Annotated in this window: 14 protein-coding genes and 2 pseudogenes; 3 read left to right on the forward strand and 13 right to left on the reverse strand. The window is 59.4% G+C overall.

Going from position 1 to position 21,260, the window contains the following annotated elements; all coding sequences use genetic code 11:
- The 7 genes from WBR57_RS16325 to WBR57_RS16355 form a co-directional block, all read right to left on the reverse strand.
- Positions 1–588 carry a hypothetical protein gene (locus tag WBR57_RS16325; protein WP_424084711.1) on the reverse strand — a complete coding sequence of 196 codons (588 nt, stop codon included), beginning with the start codon at positions 586–588 and terminating at the stop codon, positions 1–3.
- Between the two features lie 225 nt (positions 589–813).
- Entirely contained in the window at positions 814–2,847 is a 2,034-nt protein-coding gene (locus WBR57_RS16330; RefSeq protein WP_424084712.1) for an avidin/streptavidin family protein, read from the reverse strand.
- 91 nt (positions 2,848–2,938) lie between these two features.
- Positions 2,939–4,273, reverse strand: coding sequence for an MFS transporter (locus tag WBR57_RS16335; protein WP_424084713.1), 1,335 nt, complete (start codon positions 4,271–4,273; stop codon positions 2,939–2,941).
- A 342-nt stretch (positions 4,274–4,615) separates the two neighbouring features.
- Complete coding sequence (locus WBR57_RS16340) at positions 4,616–5,362, reverse strand: hypothetical protein (protein WP_424084714.1); 747 nt, start codon at positions 5,360–5,362, stop codon at positions 4,616–4,618.
- A 238-nt stretch (positions 5,363–5,600) separates the two neighbouring features.
- A complete protein-coding gene (locus WBR57_RS16345; RefSeq protein WP_424084715.1) occupies positions 5,601–7,259 on the reverse strand; it encodes a hydantoinase B/oxoprolinase family protein in 1,659 nt (552 codons plus the stop codon).
- 12 nt (positions 7,260–7,271) lie between these two features.
- Complete coding sequence (locus WBR57_RS16350) at positions 7,272–9,350, reverse strand: hydantoinase/oxoprolinase family protein (RefSeq protein WP_424084716.1); 2,079 nt, start codon at positions 9,348–9,350, stop codon at positions 7,272–7,274.
- A 176-nt stretch (positions 9,351–9,526) separates the two neighbouring features.
- Positions 9,527–12,016 (reverse strand): LuxR C-terminal-related transcriptional regulator, encoded by a 2,490-nt coding sequence (locus WBR57_RS16355; protein WP_424084717.1) that lies wholly within the window; start codon positions 12,014–12,016, stop codon positions 9,527–9,529.
- Positions 12,017–12,568: 552 nt separating this feature from the next.
- Between WBR57_RS16355 and WBR57_RS16360 the strand changes: the two genes are divergently transcribed.
- The 3 genes and pseudogenes from WBR57_RS16360 to WBR57_RS16370 all read left to right on the forward strand — a co-directional run.
- Positions 12,569–13,027 (forward strand): Hsp20 family protein, encoded by a 459-nt coding sequence (locus tag WBR57_RS16360; protein ID WP_424084718.1) that lies wholly within the window; start codon positions 12,569–12,571, stop codon positions 13,025–13,027.
- A 216-nt stretch (positions 13,028–13,243) separates the two neighbouring features.
- A pseudogene (locus tag WBR57_RS16365) lies at positions 13,244–13,879 on the forward strand (PAS domain-containing protein); the annotation flags it as partial.
- 153 nt (positions 13,880–14,032) lie between these two features.
- Positions 14,033–14,467, forward strand: a pseudogene (locus tag WBR57_RS16370) (methyl-accepting chemotaxis protein); the annotation flags it as partial.
- A 29-nt stretch (positions 14,468–14,496) separates the two neighbouring features.
- Here WBR57_RS16370 and WBR57_RS16375 read toward each other — a convergent pair.
- The 6 genes from WBR57_RS16375 to WBR57_RS16400 form a co-directional block, all read right to left on the reverse strand.
- The gene (locus WBR57_RS16375; RefSeq protein ID WP_424084719.1) at positions 14,497–16,260 is read right to left on the reverse strand and encodes a sensor domain-containing phosphodiesterase; all 1,764 of its coding nucleotides are present in this window, start codon (positions 16,258–16,260) and stop codon (positions 14,497–14,499) included.
- A 235-nt stretch (positions 16,261–16,495) separates the two neighbouring features.
- On the reverse strand, positions 16,496–16,864 hold the full coding sequence (locus tag WBR57_RS16380; protein WP_424084720.1) for an antibiotic biosynthesis monooxygenase family protein: 369 nt from the start codon (positions 16,862–16,864) through the stop codon (positions 16,496–16,498).
- 38 nt (positions 16,865–16,902) lie between these two features.
- The gene (locus tag WBR57_RS16385) at positions 16,903–17,649 is read right to left on the reverse strand and encodes a glutamine amidotransferase (protein ID WP_424084721.1); all 747 of its coding nucleotides are present in this window, start codon (positions 17,647–17,649) and stop codon (positions 16,903–16,905) included.
- 37 nt (positions 17,650–17,686) lie between these two features.
- Positions 17,687–18,754, reverse strand: coding sequence for a 2Fe-2S iron-sulfur cluster-binding protein (locus WBR57_RS16390; RefSeq protein ID WP_424084722.1), 1,068 nt, complete (start codon positions 18,752–18,754; stop codon positions 17,687–17,689).
- Positions 18,751–19,713 carry an AurF N-oxygenase family protein gene (locus tag WBR57_RS16395; protein ID WP_424084723.1) on the reverse strand — a complete coding sequence of 321 codons (963 nt, stop codon included), beginning with the start codon at positions 19,711–19,713 and terminating at the stop codon, positions 18,751–18,753. Before WBR57_RS16395 ends, WBR57_RS16390 begins: the two co-directional genes overlap by 4 nt.
- 147 nt (positions 19,714–19,860) lie before the next feature.
- Complete coding sequence (locus WBR57_RS16400) at positions 19,861–21,075, reverse strand: MFS transporter (RefSeq protein ID WP_424084724.1); 1,215 nt, start codon at positions 21,073–21,075, stop codon at positions 19,861–19,863.
- Positions 21,076–21,260 lie beyond the last annotated feature (185 nt).

Here is a 21,260-nt window from a genome sequence, read left to right on the forward strand (position 1 = left end):
TCATGTAAGCGCGTTGCTGTTCAGGTGCTGCGACTTGAGTACGGGGGCGGTGCGTGCACTCAGACGATACTCAATCGTCGCCGCCAGCCACATCGAATAGGCCAACAACTCGACGCCTTCTTCCACAGTGGTCTTGGCCAGACGCTGATAGCCTTCGCCCAACACCGAGTGCCACAGGCTGCCCATGCCGAACACGCGCGAAAACAGCAACACGCCAAAACCGGTGGCAAACGCCCCGAAAAACCGCGACTGGGCGAACGCCGCAAGGTCCGCCCAAGTGGCGCGGCGGTCAGTCTTGTTGAGGGCGATTGCCACGCACACGGCCGCGATCGCCAGGAAGGGGATGCACCAGGCGCTGTGGCTGATGGGGTCAAACAAACCGTCCAGCTCACGCATCAACAGGCAGGCGAAAAAGCCGCCGGCCAAGGCCTTGAACCCGGAGCGACCGCCGGTTACGGGCGCGGTCCAGAACAGCAGCGCAATGACCAACAGCATCACTTCCTGGCTGATCTCGGTGAAGGATATTTCCAGGATTTGCGTGCGGAACACGGCGATGTCCAGCCAGATCATGCCCAGGGAAAACAACACAAAACCCACTCTCAACAACAAGGAGCAGGCGGCCGGTTTTAACTCACGCAAGTAGGGATGCAAAACAGCTCCAATTCGTTATGTCTTTGAAATGAGGCCGTATTTGACGATATTTTCACATCCTGCATGTATGGATTATATGGATGGTCAACATCGATGGATTCGATTTTTAGGCACGGCCCCAACGGGGCCGGGGTGTAACGCTTTTTATCAGGGGGCGCCTGACTATCTCTGACGTTTGAAACTGATAGTCACTATGCCTGTCGCCAGATAGGCGTGTGCCGGCGTAGTCTGCGAACTGGTCAGCACAACCAGTCTCAGCGTTTCGCTGTCAAGTTCCAAAGAGCCACACAGTGATAAGGCCTGCGACGTTTTCGCGGCAGTCAGGGCCACAGATTGTAGTGACAATTTACTCGCCACGGCATTGATGTCTGTGAAACCTGACACTTCAACCTTAGTCAGTTCAGAAGCCAAGGATAGGCGCCCGCGCACGTATCCGAACCTGCGCAGGCTGGATGTGTGAACGCTTAATTCAAGTGTTGTGCGATCTGGCGCTACCCATGTGCCAGTCAGCAAGTTGTCGAGCGGCAAGGGTATGGCAGACACAGGGTGCTGGTCGTGCGGTTGCGTTGTATCAACTCTTCGATAAACCAGCTTATCGATATAGGTTCCCCGATCTGCAAGTCCAGGGAAGTCACTGGTCGCCACCAGCAGGTGAGAAAGGGTAAGGGTGTCGCCCTTATCGGTACTCCCTAGTTGACCGCTGAGTCCCGAGCACCAATTCCAGCTAGGATCTGCTGGGTCACTGGCAATGGAATGCCATTCGATGGCCAGCGCCACGGGCTGGTTCAGAGCTGGAGGTGCAACAGTGTTTAACTGATAGCCCGTTACCTCGTAGAGGCCTGTCGAGCCTGTGGAAGATCGGTAGGTGCCGGACACCCGTCCACCGGTTACCGTGAGCTTCATGACCGAGCCGTAGGCATTTTCCCAGGTGCCCGCCACTGACGGCGACGGGGTGCCCGGACCTTTGGCCGTTGAGGCGTTCAGGATGACCTTTGTCGGGGTCGGCGGGCGTTGGCCGGCGTTGAAGCGACGTGACGAGCTGCGCGTAATGATTTGCGGCCCCTCTGGCCGGTTGAACAACCATATTCCCACCGGCGCCAGCGAATAGACCTCACTGCCACATCGCACCACCTGATATTCATGGACGGTGTAGCAATGCTCCATCACCAATGAACCCGTCAGCACCAGGTCGTGCAGCCCCAGTGGCGCGAACTGCGGGAGTGTCTGGCCTTTTTGTGGGCCTTCTTCGATCAGTACGTTGTACAGGTCTGCCCCCAGCGTGATTTGGCCATCGGTAAAGTCCAATACGACCTCGGGGTGCCCGCCACGTGCGATACGAGCCAGGGTTTGCGCCATGATTTTATCGTCGCCCTTGAACCGCGACGATCCGGAGTCCAAGGCAAACTTGACGTCGGTGGCCAGTGTTTCACCACCCACTGAATAGGCTTTAAGGTCAGTGGCCCAGAGGTATTCCACGCCCGGTAATTGGCTATACACAGACCATGGAAGAAATAGGTGAGGGGCGTGAATCCTGGACGCGTCAATAGCCCCCATTTGGCAGGTGCCGCTGCGGTCTTTGGTATCCCAGTCGAACGCTACGTAGGGAAAATTCGGGTCGAGTTGGCCGTTACGCAGTAGCTCCTGGAACAGAAATGAGCTTCGACCTTCTGCGTAGGCGCTGCTGCAGGGCAGGCCGATACCGCCGTCCCAATCCAGCTGTTTGAACTGATCACCGCTGTAAGCGGCCGCGAGAAGTAGCTTTATCGAGAGCCTGGCTCCCGAAGGTGTTGTCAGTACCTCCGACGCGCTTTCGACCTGCATGGTGCCCCAGGGGCCGAAGCTGTAGGGGCGTTGCAGGCAGTCAGTGAACTCAAAGGTACTGGATGCCTGGTAATCGAACCGGCCGCCGCCAAAATGGTCGCATTGATCCGGCGCGCACAGCGTGGACGTGACCCAGGTAATGTTGGTGCCGGAGTCAATCGATAGCTTGAGCCGCTGGCCGGGCGTGCCAAGGGTCAACGTCGCGTACCACGGCGAGGCGCCGTTATTCTGAAAAGGGCCACGCTGCATGGGAAATACCAGCCCGTGTGCCGAAGGTTTTATGCTCATGGTGAAGTCCGTTTCAACGGTGGGATACCCCGCAGTGCGCGGTGTTTTTTCCTGGGAGGATGCGTTGTCAGTACGCAGAGCATCCATGCCCCAACGCGTATTCAATCCAACGGGTGGGGTGGTGAATATCAGCCCAACGCTGCTCGCATTGTCGGAATCAGCAACAGCGCATGGCCGCTCAACGTAGTGCTTCACCCTCGGTTTCGGGTATGCAGGCCGCAAGAAGTACGGTGACCAACAGGAAGCCGTTGATGACAGTGGTGGTCAGGTTGAACGATGCGCCGTGGGCAATCAGTGCGCCGATCAGCGAAGGGGCAAGTACGTTGGCCACACGTTGGGCGAAGATGGCCCAGCCGTAACCCAGGGTGCGCAGGGGAGTAGGGTACAGTTCGCCGATCCAGGCGGCCCATACACCCCAGGCTCCAAGGCTGAAAAACGCCAGGGCGAAGTTGCTTATGTAGAGCATCTGCAGGCTTTGTGCATTGGCAAAAGCGTAGCCGGCTACCACTGAACAGCTGATAAAGCTGATGATGATTTTTTTACGTCCGAAACGTTGCGTCAGGTAGGACGCAGCCACGTAACCGGGGATCATGCAGAGCGCCGACAGGGCGATGAATCCATAACTTTGCGGCAGGCTCAGCCCGCGCTGCTGGAGCAAGGTCGGCAGCCAGGTCTGCAACCCCCAGTAGCCCCACGAGAAGGTGAAGTTGACGATGATCTGGAGCAGGCTGACTTTGAGCAAGGCCGGGCTGAACAGGTCACGCTGCCTGCCTTGGGTGCTGCGGTCGACTTGTAACTCACATTCCGCGGTCAACAGTACCGAACCACGGCTGAGTGTTTTTATCACCGATCTGGCCTCCTGCTGTTTGCCTCTGGCCGCCAGCCAGTAAGGCGACTCGGGCACCCAGCGCGCCACGACCAGCGCCCATAGGCCGCCGAGCGAACTCACCACGATAATCGCGCGCCAACCTTGCGGCAGTAACCAGACCGTCGCCCCCAGTGCCAACAGCATGCCGACCGGCCATCCGGAAGCCAGATACACCGTCAACGCGCCGCGGTGCCGAACCGGCAGCAGTTCCTGGAAGTGAGCAAAGGTCACCACCATCATGCCTACGGCCGCAATGCCGGAGAGCAGGCGCAGCCCATAGAGCGTGGCGTAGTCGGGCGCGAAGGCGCTGGCCAGGGATATCACCCCGTACGAGCCGAGACTCCAGATGATCGCGCGCTTGCGGCCGATGCGCTCGGCGACTTTGCCCCACGCCAGCGAGCCCAGCAACATGCCGATGAACATGGCGCCAATCAGATGGCCGACGGCGAAGGCATCCAGGGAAAACTCATTGGCGATCAAAGGCGCGGTGTAGACAATGATCATCATCTCCCAGGCCTCGATCGCGAACACGAAGAACAGTGCGAGGCAGCATTTCAGATGCTCGCGGGTCAAGGGAACATCCCTGAACACATCGCCCACCTGCAGGGTGGCCGGTGGCTGTGTCGAAGTCTCGGTGATATTCATGGCAGCTTATCCTGGTGGGTGAGGGTTACGCCTTGACCCGATTACCAATGGGCACCGGCCCCTGAAACACGCCAAAAGCCTTGATCTCGGTTTCAGGTGGTGGCTCGCAACTACCCACCCGGCTGGGGGACCATCCGAAACGCTTCCATGCATTTGTTCCATCCATTTGTTGCGTCCGACGATGATCGAAAAGCGATTGGCCAGATGCTCGACCACTTGCAGGCTTGCCTGGCAAGGCGCGACGACGATGGGGTTCAGCCAGCGTACCGAAACCGGTACGTCCTGCGGTTGGGTAGCCGGCGCAGTGGTGTGCATACGCGATTCCTCGAAGAGTGTTTGGGGTTAGAAAAACTTCACCAGCGCCATGGTCAGCTCATTGGAGCGCGGCAGATTGGCGCTGCGGTAATAGTCAAAGTTCACATTGGCAGACAGGTACAGACCTTGTTCGGCAAAGCCTGTGTAGGTCATGGAGGGTCCGATCTTTCCAACCCGTGATTCAGCGAAGTCCGACGCGGAGGTGTTGTTGATGTGGTACACGTGATGGGCGCCCAGCCACAGGTCCTCGGTTACCAGGTAGCCGGCAGCTACATCGGCCAGCCACACGCTGACGCCTGCGCGTAAACGGGTCGGGTCACCGGTGCCGAAGTCAGTAGCGTTGCGGTTGCGGGCGGCGTAATGGATGCCGGCCGGGGTAAAGGTCACGGCAAAGCGCCCGATGCGCAGGTAGTTGGCGACACTGAAGCTCACCGCATAGCGATTGGCGAATGCGCCATAGCCGGCCATATCGTCATTGCCATTGGGGAATTCGAGCATCAGCGTCGGGTTGGTCCAAAAAGTCGTAAAGTCCGCAGCGCCGAAGTCGGTCGTGGGTTCGACCACGTTGTAGTAATAGGCAAAACCAAGGTTGGGTGCGGCAATACCCCAAGGGCTGGTATCGCGCACGCCATTGGTGCTGGCGTACCCAGGAATCGCACCCACCCAGAACTGCAATTGGTCACGTTGAGTCTCGGTGAAGCCGGTTTCTGAAAAGTATGCCAACACCGTATTGCCGCCGGCGCGTACGTTGCCTTCGGCGGTTCGGTTAAGCACTGGGAATGATTCAAGGGCCCACTTGCCTGGCAGCCCCGGCTGGCCAAAACCAATAAACTGTTCGGCTTGGATGAGTGGGCTTGATGTCAAAATCAGCGCGAGTAAAAGCCATGCGCTTAAGCGCGCAGAGTGGTGCCGTTTCATGAAGGCTCTCTCTTCTTGTTGTTTTGGGGGGCAGTCGGAGCGTGATGAAGCAGTGTTGATCAGGACTGCTTCAGCCTATTTCCGGGATCCGTGATCAGACCCTGACGCGATAAATTTCGAGTGCACTTTGAGCATCGACATAGCCGTTTTTCAGGTCCTCCAGCACAGCCTCCCGACGGCGTTCAGCAGGCGGGCCGTAGCCACCACCCGCACCGGTGCGTACCCGTACCAGATCGCCAGCGTCGAGGCTGATGTTGCTGGCCATTGCATAGCGTTCCTGCGTGCCATCTTGGCGGATGACCTCGACATAATTAGGCGTGCCGTCCAGTCCTTGCGCCAGGCCCCAGGGCGGTACAACCGCACGCGTGTAACCACAGGTCAGAAAGTTCTCATCGGAGCGGATGCGGTAGTCGATGCAAATACCTCGGCCACCGCGAAACTGACCATGCCCCCCTGGCTCGTCATTGAGGGACACGCGTTCGACATACAAGCCATAACGCGCTTCACACACCTCGACAGGGCAGTTAAAGGTTTCACCATGCAGGCCTGAGTAGACGGCATTGTTGCCGTCGCGACCGGCTTGAGCACCCCAGCCGCCAATCTCCGGTTCTACCAAGGTGAATATCCGCCCGGTATCAGGGTGCCGGCCGCCAATGATGGTGGCGCACACCGAAGCAAAATTGCCGGCGGGCAGACGCTCAGGAAAACGCTGGGCCAGGCAGCGCAGGATCAGGTCGTGGACACGGATCAGGTTCTCGAAATAGAACCCTTCGGCGGCGGGTGGTTGTGCATCGAATAGCGAGGCGTGACGCGTCAAGACTTGCAATGGCCGGAAGGTGCCGCCGTTGGTGATAGCCTGCGGTGCAGTCAATGCCTTGAAGGCCATTTGTGCCGCAACCACCGCACCATCACGGCTCAGGTTGGTGGGCCCGGCGCATTGGTCGGGGTTATCCCGCAGGTCAATGATCAATTCGTGCTCGGTAATCTGGATCGTTACCCTGAATACGTTGCCATCATCCTGCAGTTCCTCATGGTGCAGTTTGTCGGCGGGCAAATCGCATAGCGCACGTAGAGAGATTTTTTCGCCCAGGTCCATAAACGTTTGCATGGCGGTAAGGAACACTTCAGTGCCATATTTTGCACTGAGCGCTTGAAGACGCAGCGCGCCACCACGCACGGCGGCGACCCCTGCCCACAAGTCACCCTCCATGAAGTCCGGCATCCGCGTGTTGTAACGCAAAATCTGCAACACCGAGCGGATCGGCGTCCCCCGGCTGATCAGTTTGACCGAGGCCAGTCGCAGGCCTTCCTGGAAAATGTCGGTCGCCTGCGTCGACAGTGACCCCGGCACCATGCCGCTGACATCGTTCCAATGCGCGATATTGGCGGTCCAGGCCACCAGGCGGCCCTCGGTAAACACCGGCATGGCCAAGACCACATCATTGAGGTGGGTGACGCCGCCGCTATGGGGGTCGTTGGTGATGAACACATCACCGTCCTCGATATCGCCAGGGGCCGGGTGTTGGAGCAAAATCTGTTTAACCGCTTTATCGAGCACGCCGACAAAAGCCGGGATACCGGCTCCAGAACTGGCAATTTCACCCTCGGCGTCGGTGATGCCGGTACCCATGTCCAGGACTTCGTAGATGACCGGACTCATGGCGGCCTTGCGCATGGCCGCGAACATTTCGTCGGCGATGGCTTGCAGCGAGTTCTGGATGATGTCCAAGGTAAACACGTCAAGTTTGCTCATGGTGTTCTTCCTTCATGCGCCAAGGCTGATATGCAGGTTACCGAGCCGATCAACGAGGACCTGATTCCCGGGATGAACCACAACGGTGGAACCGGCGTCCTCGATAATCGCCGGACCACTGAAGCGCATCAGTGGCTCCAACTTGGCGTAGTCGTAGATCACGCTGTCGTGAATCCCTTCCAGGGCGAAGTCCACCAGACGCTGGCCTTTGCGCGCATCCTCAAGCCGGCGGCCTGTGACGGGTAGCGCTTGCAGGCTCAACTTGCCGATTTGCGCGACAGCCACCAGGTGAAACCCGATGATTTCCAACGGCGCTTGCAAGCGGTAGGTGTATTGGCGCTCGTAGAACGTGTGAAAGCGTTGGGCGATGGCATCCCAGTCGTCGGACAGTGACTCATCCTTGCCTAGTGCGACTTCCACGGCATGTTCCTGGTTCTGGTAGCGCAGCTTGCAATGCACCTGTAGCTCAACCTGTTCCGGGGCAATCGATTCACCGATGAACTGGGCGCTTGCCTGGCACATCAACTCTTTCAAAAAGTCCTCTGCAAGCAGCAGCGCGCCTTGGCGTTCGGTTTCGACAAAGCGATTGATAAACAGATCACGGCGCAGGTCCGACATGGTCATGCCCCAGGCGGAAAACACCGATGCTCCGCGTGGCACGATGACCTTTTTAACGCCCAGTTCCTGTGCCAGCGCAACGGCATGCATCGCACCGCCGCCGCCGAAGGCGACGAGCGTCAAGTCACGAGGATCGTGGCCACGGCTTAACGACACCAGTTTCAATGCGTTGATCATGTTGTCGTTGGCGATCCGCACGATCCCGCGCGCAATTTCCGCGGTGGACAGCTTCAAACGGCGGCTCAACTCGGCGAAGGCGCCCTGTACGGCGGCCATGTCAGCAACCAATTCGCCGCCGCAAAAATAGTCCGGGTTGATCCGCCCCAGTGCCAGGTTGGCATCTGTGGTGGTGACTTGAGTGCCGCCGTTGCCGTAGGCTGCCGGGCCGGGCAGGGCCCCCGCGGACTGTGGGCCTACATGTAATTTATCGAACTCGTCGACCCAGGCGATGGAGCCGCCGCCATTGCCGATTTCCACGAGGTCCACCACCGGTACCATGATCGGATAACCGGCATTCAGCCGGTTGCGTTCGATCCAGTAATCAGTCTTGATTGACACTTGGCCGTTGCGCACCAACGAGCATTTGGCGGTGGTGCCGCCGATGTCCAGGGCGAGCAGGTTCGGCTCATCAAGCAGCCGCCCAAGTTCCGCGGCAGCCCAGAAGCCACTGGCGGGACCTGACTCGACCATGGTGATGGGGATGTCGCGGGTATGGCTCACGCTGTCGATTCCGCAGTTGGATTGCATGATGTACAGCGGCGCCGTGTAGCCGCCTTTTCTCAAGCCGGCTTCCAAGTCATCCAGGTAGCGGGCGGCGATCGGCTGGACATAGGCCGAAAGCACCGTGGTGCTGGAGCGTTCGTACTCGCGCCATTCGCGTGTGATCTGGTGCGAGGCGACCACCGAAACCTCGGGCCACAGCCGTTTCACCTCAACCAGCACCGCCTGTTCGTGAGCTGGATTGGCATAGGCGTGCAGCAAGCAAATGGCAATCGCCTGGACCCCATCGGTGCGAAAGGCGTCGATAATTGCGGGCAGGCCGCAGAGGTCCAGCGGCTCACGTTCGCTGCCATCGGTATGCAGGCGGCCGCTGATTTCACGCCTGAGGTAGCGCGCTACGAAGGGCGCGGGTTTGGCCCATTTCAGGTTGAAGTAGTCCGGGCGATTGGCCCGGGCAATTTCCAGGATGTCGCGAAAACCCTGGGTGGTGATCAGCGCGGTTTTCACCCCCCGACGCTCGGTCAGGGCGTTGATGACCACGGTGGTGCCGTGGGCGAGAAAGTCCACCGTGTCCAGCGCAATGCCGGCTTTGTGAATCACATTGAGCACACCCCGTGCGAAGTTTGGTGGCGTTGTGTCGACCTTGGCCGTACGGATAGTCTGTTGGCCGGTGGCCGGGTTGCTTTCGAAATAAACCAGATCGGTGAACGTCCCACCGACATCCGTCGCGACGCGTACAGTTTTGCCGTCCATACCCACAGGGTATCTCCTGATGTGATTGTTCTTTTTGGGAGTTGCGAGCTGTGCCGCTAACACTTCCCGCTGGCAGGAGGAATGCTAGGCGTCAGTGGTGAAGGCTTTCCAGGGGCGCTGAGGGTAGGTTGAGGCGCTACCGTCGGTTCGCCTACCCGGATGGGTAGGCGGGTGGGTCAAAACTGCGGGTCGATGACGCCTAGGCGCAGCGCGGCGCCGATGGCGGCAGTGCGGTTGTCTACCGCCAGCTTGGTGTACACGTGCTTGAGGTGGAACTTTACGGTGTTCTCGGATATATCCAGTGCCTGTGCGATTCCCTTATTGGGCTGGCCGCTGGCAAGCAGGGTGAGAATTTGCGTTTCCTTGGCGCTGAAGGGTTCCCTGGCCCGGACCGGGTGTGCTCGCCAGCCGCGCAGGCGTGTCAGCACTGCGGCTTGGCCGGCAAATGTCTCTGCGCAGGCCTCGAGCGCGGGCAGCAGGCACGGACCCGCCTCCAGCAGCAGACCGGGTGGGGCATGCTGGAAAACCGCAATCAGGTCGGCGGGTTTCAGCGTGTGGCGATCTTTGCCATGGGCCGCCAGCGCCAGTAGTTGCAGACGCTTGGCAGGCAACCACAAGCCTTTATCTTGCAGCACTTTACCCTCGCGTTGCAGGCGGGTCAGTGCGGCGTTTGAAGCGCCGCTGGCCAACTGCAGCCTGGCGAGTGCCAGGGTCGCCGCCTCGTGGTTGCGCCAGTCAGCATGATGGTCCGCAACCCCTTCAAGGTCGGTGAGCGCCGCTTCATCACGGGCTTGCACGAGGGCGCCACACTGCACCCGCAGATCGACCCGCCACGCGTTTACCAGCCGACTCAACCGCGGCCAATTACGCTCCGTCGCAAGCCTGGCTACCCGTTCCAATTCACGCAGGGCCGGTTGCTGGCCCTGGTCGCGTAGTGCCATGCGCCACGTGACGTCAGCCGTGGCGGCGATGATATCCACCCAGCCATCCACCTGCTCAAGCGACGCCCAGCCGTCCCGCAGCCAAGCAGTCGCTTCGGTCCAGGCGCCCTGCCAGTACCCGTGTTGTGCCTTGAGGCAACCGACCAGTGCCCTGAGTGAACTCTCGCGACCAAACTGTGTATCTGCAATGCTCAGCGCCTCATCGACCAAGCGGTGTGATGCATCGATATGACCCGCCAATGCCAGTGCCTGGGCCTCGTGAATACGGCAGTAGTTTTCGCCGCGCGGGCTATCCACCAGGCGCATCTTGATGTGTGCCGAGCGAATGCTGTGCAAGGCCGACGTCAGCTCGCCGCGAATCATTGCGCCCAGTGCATCCACACATTCCAGCGTGGCTTGAGTGAGTACTTCATCCGCGTGAGGGGGATAGGTGCTTGAGTTGTGAGGTTCGAAATGATCGACGTAGGCGTTTGCGAGGGTTTGAATAACGTGAAGGTCCCTGATTAAACGAGGGTCTTCATGGATAGTACTTCGCGCAAGCTGCAGCAACTGAGTGCTCAGCGCGTGGTCGCCGAGTTTGGCCTGAAGATACGCCTGTAACATCAACAGGTCAGGGTCACTGCGTCGTGTCTGTTCATCAAACTGCAGCAGCAGGCTCTGTGTGTAACGGATGCCATGGCGAAGCACCAACTCCCAACCTCCGGCGCGTACCACCAGGCTCACGGCCAGCGTTGTATCGCGCGCTTGCAAAGCATGCTCTACGGCGTTAACCCAATCTTTTTCCTGAGCCAACCATAAGGCCGCGGCGCGATGTATACGTTGAGCGTCATGGACGTCGATCCGCTGGCTCAGAAAGGCCCGCAGCAGCCTGTGGTAGCGAAACCACTGACGCCCGGCATCAAGCGGAACGAGCAGTGCGTCCAGGTGTTTGAGTTGCACCAATAACTGCGCGCTGTCGCTACGTGCACGTACTGCATCGGCGAATTCTGCGTTGAAGCGTTCCAGCAATGCGGTTTCAAGAAGGAAGGATTGGCACGTCTGAGGCAGTCGTTCGAAGACTTGCTCTGTCAGGTACTCGGCAATATCGGTGGCACGCCCGGAGAACGCGTTCAAGCCGTACAGCGAACCGTCTCCGCTGGCGCGCCAAAGCCTTGCCAGTTGCACGGCGACAGCCCAACCTTCTGTGGTGTCATGCAGGTATTGCAGTTCTGTAGCGGCGATGCCTGGGCCTAGTATGCTGCCGGTCTCGGCCTCGGTGAGGCTCAGGTCCCGTGCCGACACTTCATGCACCCAGCCCTTCGCTTTCCAGGTCGCCAGCGGCCAGCCGGGACGCGTCCGACTGGCCACGACCCACTGTAACCAAGGCGCGGCTTGCTCAAGCAGGTCTTGCACAATGTGGTCGAGTTGATCATTTGCCGCCGTGTGATAGTCATCCAGGAAAAGACTGACGCGGCGATTTTCCTGAGCCAGCGCGCGTAGCAGGGCGGTGATCGTGTATTGCGGCTGAGTGTCCAGCGACTGAGATTCCGCCAGTCCGGTCAAATGACCGAGGTTCAGCCCCGCATGGTCAAGCGCCAGGATCAGGTAGGCCAGAAAACGATTGGGCTCGGCGTCGGCCTCGTCCAGAGACAGCCAGGCCACCGCGCCCGTGGGCGTGCGCAACGCTTGCCGCCATTGCATCAATAGCGTGGTTTTACCGTACCCGGGCGGAGCCACGATCAACACCAAAGGTCCTTGTGGTCGGGTGTGCAGTGAGGCCACCAACGCATGACGAGGGGTCGACGTCTGGAGTGTTATCGGCGGCGTCAGTTTGCCTATTCGGCGCCAAGCATGGGGTGATAGGTCTTTGGTCACGGCGGGATGGCTCGTGTTGATGAGGGGCTAGGATGCTTTATCAGCAATCCCCGGGTAGCAGTGAATCGATGAGTTACGGAATGTTGATCGGTGTAGAAAGCGCGAGCACCTATGGGTGGGGGTTCGTCATTAATCAGACCGCTGATGCAATGGGGTCGCAGCTTGTAGTTTTTTTCTTACGATATCTGTAAGGAATTTCTGGGTTTGCTTTGTAGGTTATTACGGTGACGGCTTTACAAGGCCGGGTAAGATCCGCTTGTGCACGTGAGGGGGCAGTAGGGTTACATCTTGAGATTTCGAGGCGGCGAAATTTTTTTCGAGGTGCTCTTGAAAACGTTTTGGCCGTACCTATTTTGGGTTTTACGCGATGCCGCAATCGGGTCGCGTCTTAAATCACTTGGAGAAAACTCAGGAGATTTTACTATGGCTACTACGCTTTCCTTGGCCCCTCTGTTCCGTCAGTCGGTGGGTTTTGATCGCTTCAACGACCTGTTTGAATCGGCGCTTCGCAGTGAGGCGGGTAATTCCTACCCACCGCACAACGTCGAGAAGCACGGTGACGATCAATACCGCATTGTGATTGCAGTGGCGGGGCTCACGGAGCAGGACATAGACATTCAGGTTGAGAAAGGCGTCTTGAGCGTTTCCGGCGGAAAACGTGAAAACGATCAGACGGTGACTTACCTTCACCAAGGCATTGCCCAGCGTGCCTTCCGCTTGTCCTTCCGGCTGGCTGACCATATCGAGGTGCAGGGTGCATCCCTGATCAATGGTCTGTTGGCCATCGAGCTGCTTCGCGTTGTACCCGAAGAAGCCAAGCCAAAACGTATCGAGATCGGTACTGCTGGCACGCCGGACCTGCGTCAAGTCAGCCTGCAATAACGCTGTAAAAGGCGCTCTTCGGAGCGCCTTTCTCTTCAGCGTTTACCGCGCATCACGCTCGTCGGATTTCCTCAGTTTTCAGCACGCAAGGCCGATAGCCTCGTATAACCAAAGAGGCGGTTGTCCATGTTCAATACCAAGCTCAGAAACCAGCTTATCTCCCAGCAAGCGGAATTGTCGGAGTTGCGCCAACTGCGCGACGGGATCAACCGTGAAATGCTGACGCTGAGCATCGATCCGACGTTCAAAATCATCGCATGCAACCAAAACTTCGCAACGGCCTTGGGCTATTCCCCAGACCGTCTTCTCGGTCGGGCGATGTCGGATATTGTTCCGCAGTACGTGGCCAAGCTGCCTTGCTTTCATAATTTCCGCGCCGCAGTCGCGTCAGGCCAATCGATTACCGACGAGTACCGGTATTTGCATGCTGACGGCTCCCTGGTATGGATCCATGCGCATTGGCAACCTATTAATGATGTCGATGGCAACCTCAGCCGGGTTTCCTGCTGCGCAACAAACATCACGTTTCGCCTGGAACAGGCTTCGGAGAATACGTCCTTCATCGATGCGTTGCTTCGCTCAACAGCGGTCATCGAGTTTGACCTCTCCGGGCATGTACTCCAGGCCAACGACCAGTTTTTGAAAGCGATGGGATACAACCTGGGCCAAGTAAAAGGCAGCCATCACCGTATTTTCTGCACACCCGAAGAAGCCTCGTCCCAGCAATACAAGGATTTCTGGGCAACGTTAAACAAGGGTGAGTTCGTCGCGGGCCGATTTGAACGTATTGATAGTCGCGGACAGACGATATGGCTGGAAGCGACCTATAACCCGGTGTATGACGCTGAAGGGACGCTGTGCAAAGTGGTCAAGTTTGCGACGGTGGTGACCGACCAGGTTGCCCGGGAAAAGGAGGTCAGCGAGGCTGCCAGGACTGCCTTTGAAATTTCCCAGCAAACCGATGTCAGCGCTCAGCACGGCGCAGTCGTGGTCAATGACACGATGCATACCATGCGTAAAATCGCTGTGGATATGCAGGCTGCCTCTGGTGGAGTCGAAGCGCTCGGTAAACAGTCATTGTTGATCAGCTCGATCATCCAGACAATCAGCAGCATCGCCCAACAAACCAACCTGTTGGCCTTGAACGCTGCGATTGAGGCCGCACGCGCAGGCGAACAGGGCCGAGGCTTCGCCGTTGTGGCGGACGAGGTCCGGCAATTGGCCGGACGCACCAGCAGCGCGACGGAAGAAATCGCTTCGGTCGTCCTGCAGAACCAGAAGCTGGTCGACGAGACCGTGAGTGAGATGGCCAACAGCAAGTCCCAAGCCGAACAGGGCCTGGCATTGGCCACTCAGGCAGGCGAGGTCATCGTGGAGATCCAGGATGGCGCGAAGCGGGTAGTGGAGGCGGTCGGTAAATTCGCGCATCAATTGATCTGAAAAGCGCCGTCATCGTCTGCTCGCGGGCGCTACGGTAAATAATTGCTCAGCCACGCCTCCAACTCATTGGCAGGCATTGGCTTGGCTATTAAGTACCCCTGCGCCTCGTGGCAACCCCAAGCCTTCACCAGGTTGAAAATCTCCTGGGTTTCAACGCCCTCAGCAACCACGCGATATCCCAGGCCGCTGGCGAGTTCAATCAGAGTTTTGACCAGACGTTTGTCTTTTTCATTGGTTGCCAGGTTGCTGATCAACGATTGATCAAGCTTGACCGTGCTGGTCGGCAGCGTGGTGAGGTAGGTCCAGTTACTGTAGCCCGTGCCAAAGTCGTCGATGGCGACCACCACTCCCAGGTTTCGAAGGCGCGTGAGTTGCCGAATGACCTCACTCGGATCGGTCATGAGGGTGCTTTCAGTGAACTCCAATTCCAGCCGATCCGCGCTTAGCTGCCGGGCCTTGAGGTGCTCGATCAAGGTGTCGACGAAGGCCGGGCTTTCCAGGTCGCCAACCGTGACATTCATCGCGATTTTCAAGTCGCGCCCCTGCGCCAGCCAAAGAGTGGCCTGCTGTAGCACCGCTTTGAGAACCCATGACGTCAAGGAGGGCATCAACGCGGTTTTTTCAGCCAGCGGTATGAATTCTGCTGGGCTGATGGTCCCGAGTTGTGGGTGGTCCCAGCGGAGCAGGGCTTCTACCGCCGCACACACACCACCCGGCAAATTGATTTTCGGCTGAAACACCAATCTGAGTTGGTCGCTGACGTGGAGGGCTTCCGACAACGAGCTCAACAACGTGAAGGCGCGTCGTTGCGCGGCATCGAACGTGGGGTCATAGAGCAGGTAGCCCAGGCCACGGTCCCTGGCTGCATCGGCAGCGCTGATGACCAAGCGCAGCCAGTCCTGCTCCTCGCTGCTTGCAATCGGCAGGGCGCCGATTCCGACTTGCATCGGGATAGGAATGCCGTGGCATTCGACGGCCGCCTCGAAGTTTTCAATGATTCGCGTGCTGATGGTCTCTTTTTCAACGGTTCGCGGCTGCAGGAAACCAAAGCGGGTCGGGCTGATTTTGTACAGTAGGCATCCAGACGGCAGGAGCCCCTGTAAGCGCTGTTTTATCTCAAGGATCAGGTCCTCCGCAAAGCGGTAACCGAGCGCTTTGACCACCTCGTTGAGAAACTTTGGCGAGGTGACGTCAACCGCATAAATCGTGATCGCGCCGTCGCGGGCGAGCGCCTCGCGTATGTCCTCTTCAAACCGGAGTCGATTAAACAGGCCGGTTGGCTGGTCAATATAATTGCGCGAACGTACACCCATGATCTGCATCATCACCAGTTCGGCCAAGTGGCTGAGCATGGCTGCATCGCGTGAATTCATGGGCTCACGCGCAACGGTATCGATAAAGCACAGGCTGCCCAGCGATAAACCGTCATCGGTCAAGAGCGGGGCGCTCGCGTAATAGCGAATAAAGGGCGCGCCAGTCACCAGAATGTTGGATTTGAAACGCGGGTCGCTGCGCGCATCCAGGATCTCCAGTGGCTGATTATCCAGCAGCGAGTAGGCACAGAACGAGGCACTCCTCGGTGTGGAGCACGCTTCGATTCCGACGCGCGCCTTAAACCACTGCTCTTGCTCATCGACGATGGATATCAAGGCAATCGGCGCTTTGAAGTATTCAGCCGTCATCGCCACGATTTTGTTGAAAACGGGGTCTTCTTGAGTGTCGCGCGCACATAACTGCGCCACACGTTCCAGCCGCTTTGACTCCGTCTCGGGAAGGGGCGCACCGTCGTCCATGATTAGCTCCGTTTAACAATAGCCTTCACAGACGATATCAAATTCCGGCGGTATGTTTCGACTCGATTTGACTATCGGCAACTGGGCGTACCAGGCGGGCCAATGCGCAGGGTATTTCATGTGAGTCGGCAGGACGCCGGGAGATGCACTAAAACAAGCTCGCCCCGCGACATCGCGGGGCGAGACTCTTGCTGCGTTTCGAGCTTCTTGCCGGCACTATGCCGGGCGTATGGCCTTACACCGCCGCAGCCGCCGTGGCGGGCTCGCCGTCGACCACGACGTTGTAGGGTGCCTGTTCGCGATCACGCAGGCCGTAATCACGAATCACCGATGTCACGCGCACGCGATAGTCGTCGAAGATTTTGTCGCGGCCGGCGCGCTGTGCCGACAGGTGGGCTGTGACGTTGCGCCACTGCACCACGGCTTCCTCATCGCGCCAGGTGGTAACCGACATCACTTTCTTGGGGTTCAGCGTGCTTTGAAAGCACTCGACGGAGACAAACCCGTCCATGGGTTCAAGCAGCGGGGTCAGCTTGTTGACCAGGTCAACATAGGTCTCACCCTGGCCTGGCAGTGCCTGTAACTCAAACAAAACAACGATCATCTTTGACTCCTCATCCTTGACGGTATTTTCAGGTGGTTTTACACGGTGCAAATGCGTTGGGCCGGGGCCCGGCGGTCTTGGGGTATCGGGGTACCCAGGTTGTTCAACCAGGCCCGCATGACGTTGCCCGCTGCGCGGGTCAGGCGGTCGCCGAGGTGCATGGCCTCGCTGCGCAACGCGACGGGATCGATGCCGGCTTGCGCCAGTTCGCTGGCATGGCCAACCAGCCATTGCTCAATGTTGGCGGTATCGGCTTCGAGGTGAAATTGCAGGCCGAGAATCGTGTTGCCCACGGCGAACGCCTGGTGCGCACCCACCTGGGAACTGGCCAGCAGCACAGCGCCCTCCGGCACATCGAACTGGTCGCCGTGCCAGTGCAGCACGGGGGTGTCCAGCAGCGCGGTGAGCGGCGAGGCTTGACCGGCCGCGGTCAGGCTCAGCGGTGAAAAACCGATCTCCTTGACCCCCATCGGGTAGACGTTGGCATGCATGGCCCGGGCGATCAGTTGCGCACCGAGGCAGATGCCCAGCAGGGGCTTGCCGGACGCAACGCGCTGGCGCACCAGCTCCAACTCGTCATGCAAAAACGGGTACAGCGGCTCGTCATAGGCGCCAATAGGGCCGCCGAGAACGATCAGCAAGTCAGCCTGCAGCACGGGTTCGCTATAGAGGGCGTCGACCGTGGGGTCCAGGTAGATCAGCGTATAGCCTTGTTCGGCCAGGACGGCATCCAGGGTGCCAACGTCTTCGAAGTGGATGTGGCGCAATGCAATGGCAGTCTTCATGGGAAAAACCAATGGTTGAAGTAAAGGCGGTAAGTGTTCATGCCGGGGTTGTGAGGTCGACCTTGACCGTCCCGGATTGCGGAAAGGTGCAGCAGGCGAGGGCGTAGCCTTCGGCCTTGTCCTTGTCCGTCAGGCAAAAGTCAGGCTCAAGGGTGTAGTGCCCCTGCGACACCTTCAGCCTGCAGTGCCCGCAGATACCGGCGCGACACAGGCTGCGCACCGCGATGCCACCGGTTTCGAGCATCTCCAGCAAACTCTTGCCAGCGGTTGGCTCCAGCACTTGATCGTTGTGGTTCAAGTACAGGCGCAGCGTCGCGTCGGCCCGGTCCTCGACCTCGGCCTGTGCGGCGGTGACCGGCGCGGCCGGTGGCGTGAATGACTCGATAAGCAGGCGGCTGGCGGGGAACATGGCCAGTGCGTGTTCACGCATGCCCTGGGCGAAACCATGGCTGCCGCAGATCACCACGCTGTCGGGGTTACCCAGCCGGCTCAGGTCCTGGGCCTGGGGGCGACCGGCACTGAAGTGTCCGTTGTCGTTGACGGCTTCGCGGGTGATGAACACCTGCAAGGAGAACCACGATGTGGTCAGCTCAAGCGCCAGCAACTCCTGTAGAAACGCAACCTCGGCGATGGACGGCACACACAGCAGCAGGCTCACATCGGGCACCGCCAATCCGCGCCGTGCGCGCTCGGCCAGGCCACGCAGCAACGCAATCGGCAAGGTGATGCCGATGCCGCCGGCGAGCATGCCGACCTGTCGGCAATCCAAGATCGACGCCAGCGAAATATCACCTGCCACAAACTGCACCGCGGTGCTCGAACCGGCGTGCAGCGTAGCGTGCAATTGGTCCGAAACCCCACCATGCCCTTCGCGCTTGACCGCAATGTCGAACCGGTCCGGGCCGTGTTTGCGCGTGATCGAATACAGCCGCTGGTGGTGGGTGCCCGCCGTGTCGGCGGCGTGCAGGGCCACGTGTTTGCCTGGCTCCAGGCTGTCGAGGAAGTCGGCAGGTGCGCCGACCGCGCGCAGGGTGAACACCTTGACGCTGGCCGTTTCAATGCTCACCTGTTCGCACAGGGCCTTCAGAGATGTCGTGGCGTTCATGCGCGGGCCTTCTCGCCCAAGGTTTCAAGCGCATGCTCGGCACTGCCGAGGCCGTTGCCGGTCAAGCCGATCCGGTCTATCAGGGCTTCGAGCGAGTCGGTGTAGACGCTGATTTCGTTGCTGTCGCCCACGTCGTGCAGGATCTCGCCGGCATGCGGGAAATCCAGCATTGAAAACACGGTGGACCATGCGCCCATTTCGTTATTGGCGAACATCTGCACTGTGCGCAGGATGATCGCGCGCAGGTACTCGCGTTCCTTGCGGCTCAGGCCGTTGACGATGTCGGAAGCGACGAAGCTGAAGACGCTGGAATGGCTCCACTCGTCGATGGCATGGGTGCGCGTGACTTCATGGCACACCGCCTGGATGCTGGCGTCTTCGGCCATGGTCTTGAGGTAGTCGGTGATCAGCGTTTCGCTGGCACAGGCGACGCCGAAGCGGGTCAGGCGTCGCTCCCATTCGGCGGTGCAGTTGGCCAGGAGGGCTTCGCGCCAGGTCACCAGGTTGAAGGCGCTGAAGTCCAGCGGGGTGAGTTTGCGCATGTCATAGATGTAGTTGCAGGCCATGATGGACATCCGTGTATGCAAGGCTTCGTCGAGCAGTGCCTGTGACATCACGTCTTGCAGCAGGGCGCGGTTATTGCTCGGCGGCGGGGTCTTGATAATGTCCTCGCAGGCCGGCACGACCACATCGCATTCGATGTAGATGGTCTTGAGGTTGTAGATGCCCCACGCATAGGACAGGCATTTGGATTGCAGGTCCTGAGGCGCTTCGAGCCAGGCCTGGTGATGACGGAACGGCAGCAGCGACAGACTGAAGTCGTGCTTGTCGGCATCAAAGGCGAGGCCCCAGTAGTTCGGTTGCGGGTTGTTGACGGCGGCGCGGGTTTTCCACAGTGTGGAGAGCTTGGCCAGCATGTTTTTTACCACGTCATCGGTACCACAATTCAAACGGTCCATGTTTTAACTCCAAGGAAATAGGGGTTCGGGTTTACCGTGCAGTCCTTGCAAAATAACGAGTCCGCACAAGCGAAGGTGCAGCGCAATAAATGCGGGACGCTGCCCTTCAAGTCTGCGGCAAAAACGCCGTGTGGCGATTGACCCAGGTCACTTGAATGCCACGTGCAGTGCCAGCATTTTTCGCACCCTGGCCATGGACCGCTCCTGCATCAGGGTCAGTCCAACGGTCAGGCCCATGAAGGCGGCGCTGGCCCAGAAAATGGCGTTGGGGTGGCCTTGGTCGAGCAGCCAGCCGAACCCGACGGGCCCGATGGCGCCACCGATATTGAAACCGGTAGAGACGATGCCGAAGGTTTTGCCTTCGGCACCTTTCGGCGCGGCTGCCCGTACCAGCATGTCGCGGGACGGTGCGATCACCCCGGTCAGGAAACCCGCAGCCCCTAGTACGACCAGCAGCGCCGGCTCGCTCAAGCGTGCCGTGGCGACCAGCAGCATCAGCACGCTGGCCAGGCCAAACGCGCTGGCTGCGACTACTCCATGGCGGCGCGTCCGGTCGGCCAAGGCGCCGCCTGCCAGCACGCCGAAGGCGCTGGCAAAAAGGAAGGCAGTCAACGCCGAGTTGGCCCAGGGCAAGGCCACGCCCTGGCCTTGCATCAGGGCGGCGACCGAGAACTTCTCGATTGCGCCGGTGCTCAGGTTCAGCAGCACGAACAGCAGGGTCAGGCTGAGCACCATCGGCGAAAGCAATGCCACGCGACTGGCGCCGCTGGGTGCCGGGTCAACGCTGGGAAGCACGCGGCTGACTCGAGCCGGTGCGGAGCCAGGGATCAACAGCAGCGCCAGCACGAAATAGCCCACCAGCGCCGCCGCCGCGAAGGCCATGGCCAGGTCACTCGCCACCGCGACCCCCAGCAAAAACGCCGGGGCCACGGCCGCGCCCAGGAAGCCGGCAAAGGTATGCACGGAAAACGCCTTGCCGATGTGCGCCGGGTCAATGTGTCGCGACAGCAGGGCGTAGTCGGCCGGGTGATAAATCGCATTGGCGACGCCGGCCAGCGCCATGCCAATCAACAGGCAGGTGTAGCCGGGCAGGAGTGCAATCAGCAGGAAACTGCTGCTGCCCAGGGCCAGCGCGACCAACAGCAAGCGCCTGGCACCGTGGCGGTCCACGGCAAACCCCATGGGGGCCTGGACCAGCGCCGTGACGATATTGAACAGGCTCAAAGCAAAGCCAAGCTCGACATAACCCACGTTGAAAAAAGCCGGAAGCAGAGGAAATAGCGCCGCCAGCACCATGATGTGCAAATGACTGACAAAGTGCGCTGCGGCAACCTGAGGCAACAACCCGATACGAATCGTCATGGCGAAACCTGTGTAGTGAGCTTGGCAAAATCGGTGCGGAGCTTAATGAGGCGATGGTCTTGCGCGATAGTCCATTGTCGATGAAGCCACCAGACCACTTTGCAGGGCGGCGCTTTCCCCGTGCCTGCCCCGGCGTAGACCTGTGGTAACGGCATCCAGCGCGGTGGTCTGCACCATCGGCACGA

Origin of the sequence: Pseudomonas sp., assembly GCF_049590575.1 — a bacterium.
Classification (GTDB): domain Bacteria; phylum Pseudomonadota; class Gammaproteobacteria; order Pseudomonadales; family Pseudomonadaceae; genus Aquipseudomonas.

What these genes read in the sequence shown, in the direction of transcription:
- WBR57_RS16330 (WP_424084712.1), bottom strand. Translation starts at nt 2,847, where the DNA reads ATGGATGCTCTGCGTACTGACAACGCATCCTCCCAGGAAAAAACACCG.
- WBR57_RS16335 (WP_424084713.1), bottom strand. Translation starts at nt 4,273, where the DNA reads ATGAATATCACCGAGACTTCGACACAGCCACCGGCCACCCTGCAGGTG.
- WBR57_RS16345 (WP_424084715.1), bottom strand. Translation starts at nt 7,259, where the DNA reads ATGAGCAAACTTGACGTGTTTACCTTGGACATCATCCAGAACTCGCTG.
- WBR57_RS16350 (WP_424084716.1), bottom strand. Translation starts at nt 9,350, where the DNA reads ATGGACGGCAAAACTGTACGCGTCGCGACGGATGTCGGTGGGACGTTC.
- WBR57_RS16360 (WP_424084718.1), top strand. Translation starts at nt 12,569, where the DNA reads ATGGCTACTACGCTTTCCTTGGCCCCTCTGTTCCGTCAGTCGGTGGGT.
- WBR57_RS16375 (WP_424084719.1), bottom strand. Translation starts at nt 16,260, where the DNA reads ATGGACGACGGTGCGCCCCTTCCCGAGACGGAGTCAAAGCGGCTGGAA.
- WBR57_RS16380 (WP_424084720.1), bottom strand. Translation starts at nt 16,864, where the DNA reads ATGATCGTTGTTTTGTTTGAGTTACAGGCACTGCCAGGCCAGGGTGAG.
- WBR57_RS16385 (WP_424084721.1), bottom strand. Translation starts at nt 17,649, where the DNA reads ATGAAGACTGCCATTGCATTGCGCCACATCCACTTCGAAGACGTTGGC.
- WBR57_RS16390 (WP_424084722.1), bottom strand. Translation starts at nt 18,754, where the DNA reads ATGAACGCCACGACATCTCTGAAGGCCCTGTGCGAACAGGTGAGCATT.
- WBR57_RS16395 (WP_424084723.1), bottom strand. Translation starts at nt 19,713, where the DNA reads ATGGACCGTTTGAATTGTGGTACCGATGACGTGGTAAAAAACATGCTG.
- WBR57_RS16400 (WP_424084724.1), bottom strand. Translation starts at nt 21,075, where the DNA reads ATGACGATTCGTATCGGGTTGTTGCCTCAGGTTGCCGCAGCGCACTTT.